Origin of the sequence: Nakamurella alba (assembly GCF_009707545.1) — a bacterium.
Taxonomy (GTDB): Bacteria; Actinomycetota; Actinomycetes; order Mycobacteriales; family Nakamurellaceae; genus Nakamurella; species Nakamurella alba.
The window spans coordinates 1,271,073-1,282,233 of record NZ_WLYK01000001.1 but is presented as its reverse complement, the minus strand read 5'-3'; the positions used below and the strand labels follow the sequence as shown (position 1 = coordinate 1,282,233).

Here is an 11,161-nt window from a genome sequence, read left to right as displayed (position 1 = left end):
GCTACGGTGCGGGCATGCCGTCGAAGGTGGTCCCGCTCCAAGAGGTGGTGTCCACCGTCCCGGACGGCTGCGTGATCGGCATGGGCGGGGTGTTGAACAACCGGCGGCCGATCGTCCTGCTGGACGCCATCGGCCAGGCCGGCCGGCGGAACCTCAGCCTGTGGTCGATGCTCGGCGGCCTCGACGTCGAGATCCTCGCCGTGCACGACGCTCTCGCCGAGGTCGGCTCCATCTACGTCGGGTTCGAGGGCCTCGGCCCGGCGCCCGCCTTCGAGCGGGCAGTCGCGGACGGCCGGATCACCGCGAGGGACCACTCCGAGCTGACCCTGATCGGCGGGCTGCGCGCCGCCCAGGCCGGGCTGCCCTTCTGGCCCACTCGCGGGGCCACCGGTTCCGACATCGCCCGGGAGCTCGGACTGCGCGAGGTCGCCGACCCCTACACCGGCGAGTGCCTGCTCGCCGCCCCCGCCATCCGCCCGGACCTCACGCTGCTGCACGCCGAGGCGGCCACCACCGACGGCACGGTCCTGCTTCCCGCGGTTCACGACTTCCTCACCGACCATGACGCCACCATCGCCCGCGCTGCCACCCGCACTGTGGTTGGCGTCGAGCGGATCGCCGGGCCGGACGAGGCCCGTGACAGGGGTGTGCTGCTGCACGGTTTCGAGGTCGACGCCGTGGTCGTCCTGCCCGGCGGCGCCCGACCGACCGGCCTGCCGGGTGTCTACGACCCCGACCTGGCAGCGATCTCCGCCTACCTCGCAGCGGCGCAGCACCCGGACACGACACGGTCAGCACTCGACGAACTCCTGGCCGGAGCACGCAGATGACCGGCCCCGCCGACGCGGTGATCTGGAGCCTGGCCCGGCAGTGCCGGCCGGGCGACGTGCTGGTGGTCGGCGTCGGCACCCCGATCGCCCTGGCCGCCGGGCTGCTCGCCCGCGAACTCCTGGTCCCCGACCTGACCCTGATCGCCTCCTCCGCCGTGCAACCGCCGCTGCACGACATCGCCGTCAGCATGGTCGATCCCACCTACATCCCGCGGCAGGCAACGGCGGTGCTCGGCCACACCGAGGTACTCGACCTGATCGGCCGCGGCGGGATCACCCTGCAGTTCGTCTCCCCCGCCGAGGTGGACGGCACCGGCGCGCTCAACACCACCCGGGTGCGTGCGCCGGACGGCACCGACCGCCGACTGCCCGGCGCCCTCGCCCTGCCGGACGTGGCAGTCCTGGTCGGCCGGCTCGTCGCCTATCGGATCGGGCACTCGAAGAGGTTCCTGCCGGCGAAGGTCCACCACGTCACCGGCGCCGCCGGCCGGGTCACCCGGGTCGTCACCGAGGCCGCCGAGTTCGCAGTGGGCCCGGACCGCGCCCGGATCATCGCCCTGCAGCCGGGCCATGACCTCGACCAGGTCCGGGCCGCCACCGGCTTCGACTTCACCGGAATCCCTGACACGGCACCAGACCTCACGGCCGAGGCGCGACAACTGCTGGACACCGCGATCGACCGGCACCACCTGCGCGACCTCGAGTCGCGCGACGGCAGGCCCGCCGCCCGGGCCCGACTGCAGGCACTCACCGCACAGGAGACCACCAGATGACCGCCCGTACCGTCGTCGTGACCGGCAGCGCCTCCGGGATCGGGGCCGCCGTGGCCGCCGCCCACACCGCCGCCGGGGACACCGTCATCGGCATCGACCTGAAGGACGCCGACCTCTGCGTCGACCTGTCCACGCCGGAGGGGCGCAGCGCCGCCGTCAACGGCGTCACCGGTCGCACCGACGCCATCGACGTCGTGGTGGCCTGCGCCGGCATCTCCGCACCGATCCCGCTCACCCTGCGGATCAACTACTTCGGCACCGTGGCACTGCTGGACGGCCTGCGACCGCTGCTCGCCCGCAGCGCGGCACCGCGGGCGGTCGCCGTCACCTCCTTCGCCGCCACCTACCCGCCGCTGCGCCGGGTCGCCGAGGCCTGCGCCGCCGGTGACGAGGAGACCGCGATCGCCCAGGCCGAGGAGGCGGTCACCCGCGGCAAGGAGGCGGGCATCTACTCCACCTCGAAGTACTCACTGGTGCAATGGATCCGGCGAACCGCGGTGCTGGACGAGTGGGCAGGTGCCGGCATCACCCTCAACGGCGTCGGCCCCGGCATGGTGGACACCCCGATGATCCGGGAGCAGCTCGAGGACCCGGAACTGCGCGCGCAGATCTTCGCCCGGGTGCCGATGCCGCTGCACGGCCCGGTCGCCGCCGCCCAGATCGGTACCGTCATCGGCTGGCTCAGCTCACCGGAGAACTCCTTCGTCACCGGGCAGAACCTGTTCGCCGACGGCGGCGGGGACGCCGTCCGCCGCCCGGACCACGTCTGAACAAGTAGCGCACCCGACGCAACTCAGGCAGCCTGGAACAGCTCCACCGAGAAGCCGTTCGGGTCGAGCAGGTACACCGCGACCGCACCGGCGTGCGGGCCCACCTCGACCACGAACGGCGGCCGGATCGAGCCGTATCCGAGCTCCACCATGCGGGCGTGCATGGCCACGACATCTTCGATGTGCAGGCACATGTGGGCGAACCCGACATCGCACGGCCGCAGTGTCGAGCGGGCCCGGTCCACCCCGCGGTACTCGAACAGCTCGACCTGGGTCGAGCTCCCGGGCACCGTCAGGAACACCGAGCGCAGGTCGGTCGGCAGCACGCCGGTCACCGGCTCGACAGCGGGGCCGGGCCGGATCCCGTCGCTCAGCACGGTCATCCCCAACCCGTCCCGGTAGAACCGCAGCGACTCCTCCATGTCCCACACCGTCACCCCGACGTGGAAGAACCCCGCCACACCCGCCTCGTGCATCTCCGACCTCCATCGCGCAGCACCGACAGCACCCGACCGACGACCAGCATTCCACCAACCGATCGTTTGTCAAAAGTGCTCGCAGACCCTAGAGTCGAACAGACGGGCGTCGTCCGTGACGACGACGCGCGAACCGTCAGCCGGGAGGTGTCCGTCATGCCGAGTGTCCCGCAGGCCGCGGAGAACGGCTGGATCGCCGTCACCACCGTGGGCGACATGCTGGGCCGGCGCGCGGCTGCGGATCCCGCCGGCGAGGCGCTCGTCTTCCCCGACCACCGCTGCAGCTACCGTGATCTCGACGAGCGGGCCGATCGCTGGGCCCGCGGCCTGCTCGCCCTCGGCGTGCGGCGCGGGGATCGCGTCGGGCTGTTGCTGCCCGCTTCCGCCGACCTGGTCGCCGGCCTGTTCGCCACGGCCCGGATCGGCGCGATCGCGGTCCCGGTCAACGCGCGCTTCAAGCAGGTCGAGCTCGAGCAGATCGTCGTGCACTCCGGGATGCGGGTGCTGGTCACCGCTGTCGCCGCCCCCGGCACCCCGGACTTCGTCTCGCTGCTGACCGCCACCTTCCCGCCGACGGCGGGCCGGCTGTCCGGCGCGCCGGAGCTGGAGACCGTGGTAGTACTCGGCGCGACGCCGGGTGACACCTCCTGGGCCGCGCTGTCCACGGAGGAGTTCGAGGCGGCCGGCGAGACGATCGATATCGTCACTCTGGACACCCGTCGGGCCGGGGTGAAGGTCCGCGACCCGGCGCTGATGGTCTACACCTCCGGCACCACCTCGGCCCCGAAGGGCGCGCTGCTCAGTCACGAGGCGGTGGTGCGCACCGCGCAGGGCATCGGCACCCGGCTGCGGCTCACCGCGGACGACCGGGTCTGGACCGCGATCCCGCTCTTCCACGGCGGCGGGCTCACCTTCATGTTCAGCAGCATCGCGGCCGGCGCGCCGTTCGTCCACCCGGGGTTCTTCGACCCACTGACCACCCTGCCGTACCTGGAGGCCGAGCGGGTCACCATCGCCCTCGCAGCGTTCGAGACCATCTGGATGCCGGTACTGGACCGCCCGGACTTCGCCGACCACGACCTCTCCCGGATCCGGGTGGTGATGGCGGTCGGCGTGCCGGAACGTTTGCGCGTCATGGCATCCCGGCTGCCCGGCGTCACCCACGTGTCCTGCGTCGCGATGACCGAGTCCTGCGCCTTCCTCTCGCTGAACCGGCTGGACGACGACCCGGAGCACGCGATGACCACCGGCGGTCACCCGATGCCCGGCATGGAGGTCCGGGTGATCGACCCGGACACCGGCGCCGACCTCCCCACCGGCACCCCGGGCGAACTGCTGTTCCGCGGCCCCGGCGCCTTCGACGGCTACTTCCGCGACCCGCAGCTCACCGCCGCCGCGGTCGACGAGGGCGGCTGGTACCACTCCGGCGACCGGGTGGTGCTGGACGCCGACGGCCGGCTGACCTTCTTGTCCCGGATCAAGGACATGCTCAAGGTGGGTGGTGAGAACGTCGCAGCGGCGGAGGTCGAGGGCCACCTGATCGACCACCCCGCCGTTGCCCTGGTCGCGGTGGTCGCCGCCCCGGACGCCTACTACGGCGAGGTGCCCGCCGCTTTCGTGCAGACCGTGCCGGGCGCCGAGGTCACCGAGCAGGAGCTGATCGACCACTGCGTCGGCCGGATCGCCACCTACCGGGTGCCCCGCTACGTGAGATTCGTCCGGGAGTGGCCGATGTCGGGCACCAAGATCCGCAAGGTCGAACTCCGTGAGCGGATCGCCGACGAGCTGCGCGCCGCCGGCATCACCGAGGCGCCGCGGATCAGCACCCCGTCGACACCGACCAGAGCCTGATACCACCAAGCCTGAGACGAGAAGGAGAGCCATGCGTTTCGGCATCGTCCTGCCGATACAGTCCGCGGGCACCCCGCTGGACGAACACCTGGAGCAGCTGCGGGCCGAGGTCAGGGCCGCCGACGCGGCCGGCTTCGACGCGTTCTTCCTGCCGGAGTTCCACTCCACCCGGGCCGGCGGCGTGGTGTCCCCGCTGCTGGTCGGCGCCAACCTGGTGGCCGGCACCCGGCGGATCCGGGTGGGCCAGGCCGTCGTCGCCGGCCCGCTGCACCACCCGGTGCGGCTCGCCGAGGACGCGCTGATGCTCGGCCACCTCACCCGCGGCCGCGCCCTGCTCGGCATCGGCAGTGCACACGTGCCCGCCGACTTCCGGCTCTACGGCGTCGACCGGCCCGCGCGCTTCCGGATGACCCGGGAGTACCTCGAGGTGATCCGGGCCTGCTGGTCGGGCGAGCCGTTCGACATCGACGGCGAGTTCGGCCACTGGGCCGGCCAGGTGACACCGCTGCCCTACGACGGGATCCCGCCCGAGCTGTGGATGGGCGCGCACGGCGAGAAGGGCATGCGGCTGGCCGCCGAACAGGCCGACGTCTGGGTGGCCGACCCGCAGCGGCACATCGACGTGGTGGCCCGGCTCGCTGCCCGGTTCCGTGAGCAGGCCGCCACCCTCGGCCGCACCCCGCGGGTCGCGGCGTTCCGGGACGGCTGGATCGCGAACAGCCGGGCCGAGTGCGAGCAGCACTGGCTGCCCGGCGCGATGGCGGTGCACCGGCTCTACTACAACGTCGGCGTCTACCACCGCGAGTTCGAGCCGTGGGTGGACGACGTCGCCGACCGGGCCAACTTCACCCCCGACGTGCTCGCTCCCGGGCGTTTCCTCTTCGGCACCGGCGAGGACCTACGCGCCGAGCTCACCGACTGGCACGAACGGGCCGGACTGGACTACGTGGCCATCCGGATGCGCCAGCCCGGCGGCCCCGGCCACGCCGAGACCCTCGACGCCATCGCGATGATGGGCGAGCAGGTCATCGGGCCGCTCGCCGACCTGGGCGCCCCGGCGCCCGTCACCCACGCAGGAGCCACTCGATGACCGTCACCGCAGCACCCACCACCGGCATGTGGTTCGACCCGACCCCCGAGCAGCAGATGCTGCGGCAGATGGTCCGCGACTTCGTCGACCGGGAGTGCCCGAAGCTCAAGGCGCGAGACCTTGAGGCGAGCGAGGAGTTCCCGGCCGATCTGGCCGCCGCCATCGCCGCCGCCGGGCTCAACGGCATCGGCATCCCCGAGGAGTACGGCGGCCAGGGCGGCGACATCATCGACCAGGTCATCGTCTGCGAGGAGCTGTCCCGCTCGCTGGCCGGTCTGGCCTGGCTGTGGGGGATCAACGTCTGGTCCGCCGCGCACGCCGTGCTCGCCCACGGCACCCCGGAGCAGCGCGCCGAATACCTGCCGAGGATCGCCGACGGCACCATGCGGTTCGCCTTCGCCCTCACCGAGCCCGGCGGCGGCACCGACGTGCTGCGGGCCATGCGCTCCACCGCCACCCCGGTCGAGGGCGGGTACCTGTTGCGCGGCAACAAGATCTGGTCCACCACCGCGCACGTCGCGGACCGGATCATGGTCACCGTCCGGACCAGCCCGTCCGACAAGCCCTCCCGCGGCCTGTCGGTCTTCCTGGTCCGGCGCGACTCCTCCGGCCTCACCGCCACCCCGATCCCGAAGATCGGCATGCGCTCGCTCGGCTCCTGCGAGGTGTCCTTCGACGACGTCTTCGTGCCGGCCGAGGACCTGCTCGGCGAGGTCGACCAGGGCTGGCGGCAGATCACCGGATCGCTCAACAGCGAACGCATCATGGTCGCCGCCATGTGCACCGGCATCCTGCGCGCGGTGCTGGAGGACGCCCTGGAGTACGCCGGCCAGCGCCACGCCTTCGGCCGGCCGATCGGCCAGATGCAGAGCATCCAGCACTCGATCGCAGACATGGCGATGAAGCTGGACACCGCGACCCTGCACACCCACCGCGCCGCCTGGCTGGAGCAGCAGGGCCGGCCGTGCGGGGTGGAGGCGACCATGGCCAAGTGCCTGGCCTCGGAATACGCGGTCGAGGCCGCCGACCAGGGGATCCAGATCCTCGGCGGCTACGGCTACGCGCAGGAGTACAACATGCAGCGCTACTGGCGGGACGCCCGGCTGTACCGCATCGGGCCCATCACCAACGAGATGGCCCGCAACTACATCGGGGAGAATCTCGGCCTCCCCCGTTCGTTCTGACGGGCAGCACCCGCGAACACCCCGCACGAACACCAGCACCAGCCACCACGACGACGTGTCAGGAAGTTGCCGATGATCGCACCCGAAGGTCTGTCCGTCCCCGCCCTGCTCGACCTCGCCGCCGCCGACGACCACGAGGCACTCGCCTTCCCCACCGGCCGCTGGACCGTCACCGGACTCATCGACCTCAGCCGCTCCTACGCCCGCGCCTTCGTGGCCTGCGGGATCGGCCCGGGCGACCACGTCGGCGCCATACTGCCGAACGACATCCCGGTCGTGGCAATGATCCTCGGTGCCGCGTCCATCGGCGCCGTCGCGGTGCCGATCAACAACCGACTGCGGGCCCGCGAGATCGCCTACATCGTCGACCACTCCGACATGCGGCTGCTGCTGGCCGGTGCCGATCACGTCGAGCAGCTGGTCGAGGCGTTCCCCGGGCTGGCCGGCACCGACGGCAGCCGGGTGCGGGTACCGGCCGCCGCATCGCTGCGCCGGGTGGTCGCGGTCGGCGGTTCGGAGTCCGGCCTCACCGACTGGGAGACGGTGGTCGCCGCGGCCGACACCTCCGAGCTGGACGCAAGCGTCGCCGCGCTGACCGCGCAGGTCGGCCCGGAGGACGAGTTCATCATCCTGTACACCTCGGGCACCACCTCGAATCCGCGCGGCTGCGTGCACACCCACACCTCGATCGTCCGGCAAGGCGCCTCGCTCGCCACCCGGGTCGGACTCGTCCCCGGCGACCGGTTCTGGACCCCGCTCACCTTCTTCCACGTCGGCGGCTTCGACGTGCTCTTTGCCTCGCTCGCCGCCGGCGGCACCATGGTGCACTGCGGTCGCTTCGAGGCCGGATCCGCGCTGGCGCAACTGGAGTCGGAGCGGGTCACGGTGGCCTTCCCGGCCTTCGAGACCATCTGGATGCCGGTGCTCAACCACCCCGACTTCGCCGGCACCGACCTGTCCCGGCTGCGCACCGTGATCAACGTCGGCACCCCGGAGCGGATGCGGGCGATGCAGGACCGGTTGCCGGGCGCGACCCAGATCTCCTGCACCGGCAGCACCGAGGGTGCCGGCTTCATCTGCGTCGGCCACGCCGAGGACCCGGCGGAGGTGCGGGCGATCTGGGCCGGCCGACCGGTCGACGGCATGGAGGCGAAGATCATCGATCCCGAGACCGGCGTCGACCTACCGGATCTCACCCCGGGAGAGTTCGTGTTCCGCGGGGTGTCCCGGTTCCTGCGGTACTACCGCGACCCGAGGACCACCGCGGACCGGATCGACGCCGACGGCTGGTACCGCTCCGGCGACCTGCTGGAGCGCGACCCGGACGGCCGGTTCCGCTTCCACAGCCGGCTCGGCGACATGCTCAAGATCGGCGGCGAGAACGTCGCTGCGGCCGAGATCGAGGACACCGTCGCGGCCCTGCCGGAGGCCGCACTGGTGCAGGTGGTGGCCGCGCCCGACGCCCACTACGGCGAGGTGGCAGCGGCTTTCGTCCAACTCTCCCCCGGCGGCGTGCTGGAGGAGGCCGCCGTGATCGCCTACTGCCTGGACCGGATGGCCACCTTCAAGGTGCCGCGCTACGTGCGGTTCGTCGACGACTGGCCGATGTCCGGCACCAAGATCCAGAAGGCGAAGCTGCGCGAGCGGATCGCCGCCGAACTGGCCGCGGCCTCCATCACCGAGGCACCGCGGCTGCGGCGCCGGACCTCGGTCTGAGCCGGTGGCGACGCCGACAGGACCGGCTGTGACCGGCCCGCGGCTGCGGTTGACCCGGGAGGAACGCCGGAGCCAGATGCTCGAGGTCGCCACCGACGTGTTCTACGAGCGCGGCTACGACCAGGCGTCGCTGCAGGAGATCGCCACCCGGATGGGTCTGCTCAAGGGGAGCCTCTACTACTACATCGACTCCAAGGAGGACCTGCTCTTCGACGTCATCCGGACGGCGCACGACGAACTCTTCGACGAGGTCGCCGGTCTCGCCGCCGGTCCGGGCGATGCCTTCGAGCGGTTGGAGCGGGTCATCCACGGGCATGTCGGCTGGATCTGCGCGCACCTGCGGTGGACCCGGGTGTTCCTGCACGAGCTGCGGTCGCTGCCGGTCCCGCGCCGGCAGGAGGTGCTGGCCAGCCGGCACCCGTACCAGACCCTGCTCCGCACACTGATCCTCGAGGCGCAGCGCACCGGGCTGGCCCGGCCCGACGTGCACCCGCCGCTGGCCGCGCTGACCCTGCTCGGCGCCCTGAACTGGTCCTACCGCTGGTTCACCCCGAACGGCGAGTCGAAGCCCGCCGCCATCGCCGCCACCATCGCCGACCTGACCCTGCACGGCCTCCGGTTGCCGCCGCAACGCGCCTAGGCGTACCGGGAGATCCCTTCGTCCTCGGTGACCGTCAGCTCGCCGCGGTCGACGAGAAGGTCGAGGTGGGCCAGTGTCTCGCAGACCGCGAGCATCCGGTTGAAGACGGTCAGCTCGTCGAACCGCCGGAGGTGCCGGGTCCAGCCCAGCTGCGCCGCCACCTCCCGTGCCGACGAGGCCCCGCCGCGCACCGCCGCCGCGGTCTCGGCCAGCCGCACGTCGTGGTGCGCGACCAGCTCGTCGATCCGGTGGTGCACGCTGTCGGTCACCGGTCCGTGCGCCGGCAGCATCCGGTGGTCGGCACCGGACCGCACCAGGGCCAGCGAGGCCAGGAAGCTGCGCAGCGGCAGCACCGCGGGTGCGGCGTCGAATCCGATCGACGGGGTGATCCGCGGCAGCACGTGGTCGCCGGTGAACATCAGTCCCTGCCCCGGCAACGCGAACACGCTGTGCCCGGCGGTGTGGCCCGGCGTCGGGATCACCTGCAGCACCGCATCTCCGAGCGGAATGTCGGTCGGCCCGGTCCACCAGGTGTCCGGCGGCAGGTAGTCGGCCGGGTCGCTCTCCATGCCGGGGAAGCCGGCGAGGATCCCCTCCAGCACGTCGCCGGCGCCGCCGCGGCGCAGCTGCCGGTGCTGCTCGGACCACTGCGGGAAGTCCGGGTCACCGACCCGCTGGATGGTCGGCTGTTCCCCCGCACCCATCGCCACCTCCGCGCCGCTGATCCGCCGGATCGACGGGGCCAGCGAGTAGTGGTCGACGTGCACGTGGGTGACGAGAACCCGGCGCACGTCGGCGATCCCGGCACCGAGCGGCGCCAGGCCGGCGGCCAACCGGTCCAGCGCACCCGGCACGTGCTCGCCGCCGTCGATCAGGGTGATGCCGTCCGGGGCGATCAGCGCGTACACGTTCACCGTGTCCAGCCCGCCGTCCGACATCGGCATCGGGATGCGGTGCACCCCGGTCGCCACCTCGAAGGTCCCCGGCGTCCGCCAGTCCGTCGTCACTGTCATCCGATCCGCTCCAGCATCTCCGTCAGCCGGTCCATGGACAGCCTGATCGCCTCGGTGTCCGGCATCCCCTGGTCACCGTAGAGCTCGAGGTCGAACTGCCCGGCGTAGCCCTCGGCCAGGACCTGCCGCAACAGTCTCTCGATGGGGATGACCCCGTCGCCCGGCACCGCCCGGTCCATCGTGCGACACCCCGAGACGTAGTCGCTGACCTGCACCAGCCCGATCAGCGGTGCGGCCTCGGAGAGGGTGGCGCGCACCCCGTGCTCGGCCCAGCAGCCGTACAGGTCGACACACACCCCGATGCCGCAGCGCCGGGCGACGGCCAGGGTGTCGCGCAGCGTGTGCAGGATGTCGATGTCGCCGAAGTGGTCGTTGGTGGTCTCGAAGAGCAGCTGCACCCCGGCCGCCCGGGCGTGCTCGACCACCGGCGGGATCTCACCCACCAGCCGGTCCACCGCCTCGTCCGGGTCCAGGTCACCGGCCGTCCCGGTGGTCAGGTAGATCTGCGGCACACCCATGGCCACCGCCAGATCGACGGTGTGGCAGGCCATCCGGACCTGGTCCGGCCAGCGGGCGGGGTCCCGCAGGTCGAACAGGCTGCGGTGCAGCAGGTAGTCGACCATCAGCCCGGACCGCTCGATCATCGTCACCGCGGACTCGCCGCCGGCCCGGTGGATCTTGCCGCGGGACAGCCCGATCCGCCGCACGCCGAGATCGGCGAAGGTCGCCAGCTCGGACTCCAGCGAGCCGTCGACGGACAGCGAGATCGCGTTCACCACGATGCGTTCGGACCAGTTCACCAAACGACTGTATGGTAG

Annotated in this window: 11 protein-coding genes; 8 read left to right on the top strand and 3 right to left on the bottom strand. The window is 71.9% G+C overall.

Features of this window, described 5'->3' with window-relative positions; all coding sequences use genetic code 11:
- Window positions 1-14 precede the first annotated feature (14 nt).
- From GIS00_RS05740 to GIS00_RS05730, 3 genes are read left to right on the top strand one after another with little or no spacing between them, the layout of a single operon-like run.
- Complete coding sequence (locus GIS00_RS05740; RefSeq protein WP_154767306.1) at window positions 15-830, top strand: CoA transferase subunit A; 816 nt, start codon at window positions 15-17, stop codon at window positions 828-830.
- The gene (locus GIS00_RS05735; protein ID WP_154767305.1) at window positions 827-1,603 is read left to right on the top strand and encodes a hypothetical protein; all 777 of its coding nucleotides are present in this window, start codon (window positions 827-829) and stop codon (window positions 1,601-1,603) included. Before GIS00_RS05740 ends, GIS00_RS05735 begins: the two co-directional genes overlap by 4 nt.
- The gene (locus GIS00_RS05730; RefSeq protein WP_154767304.1) at window positions 1,600-2,373 is read left to right on the top strand and encodes an SDR family oxidoreductase; all 774 of its coding nucleotides are present in this window, start codon (window positions 1,600-1,602) and stop codon (window positions 2,371-2,373) included. Before GIS00_RS05735 ends, GIS00_RS05730 begins: the two co-directional genes overlap by 4 nt.
- Window positions 2,374-2,396: 23 nt before the next feature.
- Here GIS00_RS05730 and GIS00_RS05725 read toward each other — a convergent pair whose 3' ends face one another.
- Window positions 2,397-2,849: a VOC family protein gene (locus tag GIS00_RS05725; protein WP_154767303.1), complete on the bottom strand. Its 453-nt coding sequence runs from the start codon at window positions 2,847-2,849 to the stop codon at window positions 2,397-2,399.
- 156 nt (window positions 2,850-3,005) lie between these two features.
- Here GIS00_RS05725 and GIS00_RS05720 point away from each other — a divergent pair, with 156 nt between their 5' ends.
- The 5 genes from GIS00_RS05720 (at window position 3,006) to GIS00_RS05700 (ending at window position 9,330) form a co-directional block, all read left to right on the top strand.
- Window positions 3,006-4,700 (top strand): AMP-binding protein, encoded by a 1,695-nt coding sequence (locus GIS00_RS05720; RefSeq protein ID WP_154767302.1) that lies wholly within the window; start codon window positions 3,006-3,008, stop codon window positions 4,698-4,700.
- A 31-nt stretch (window positions 4,701-4,731) separates the two neighbouring features.
- Window positions 4,732-5,790 (top strand): LLM class flavin-dependent oxidoreductase, encoded by a 1,059-nt coding sequence (locus GIS00_RS05715; protein WP_154767301.1) that lies wholly within the window; start codon window positions 4,732-4,734, stop codon window positions 5,788-5,790.
- A complete protein-coding gene (locus GIS00_RS05710; RefSeq protein ID WP_230312794.1) occupies window positions 5,787-6,974 on the top strand; it encodes an acyl-CoA dehydrogenase family protein in 1,188 nt (395 codons plus the stop codon). The genes GIS00_RS05715 and GIS00_RS05710 overlap by 4 nt, the downstream gene beginning before the upstream one ends.
- 72 nt (window positions 6,975-7,046) lie before the next feature.
- Entirely contained in the window at window positions 7,047-8,690 is a 1,644-nt protein-coding gene (locus tag GIS00_RS05705) for a class I adenylate-forming enzyme family protein (RefSeq protein WP_154767300.1), read from the top strand.
- Between the two features lie 28 nt (window positions 8,691-8,718).
- Window positions 8,719-9,330, top strand: coding sequence for a TetR/AcrR family transcriptional regulator (locus GIS00_RS05700; protein ID WP_154767299.1), 612 nt, complete (start codon window positions 8,719-8,721; stop codon window positions 9,328-9,330).
- Here GIS00_RS05700 and GIS00_RS05695 read toward each other — a convergent pair.
- Complete coding sequence (locus tag GIS00_RS05695) at window positions 9,327-10,343, bottom strand: MBL fold metallo-hydrolase (protein ID WP_154767298.1); 1,017 nt, start codon at window positions 10,341-10,343, stop codon at window positions 9,327-9,329. The two genes, GIS00_RS05700 and GIS00_RS05695, sit on opposite strands and share 4 nt — an antisense overlap.
- A complete protein-coding gene (locus GIS00_RS05690; protein ID WP_154767297.1) occupies window positions 10,340-11,143 on the bottom strand; it encodes a sugar phosphate isomerase/epimerase family protein in 804 nt (267 codons plus the stop codon). The genes GIS00_RS05695 and GIS00_RS05690 overlap by 4 nt, the downstream gene beginning before the upstream one ends.
- Between the last annotated feature and the right edge of the window lie 18 nt (window positions 11,144-11,161).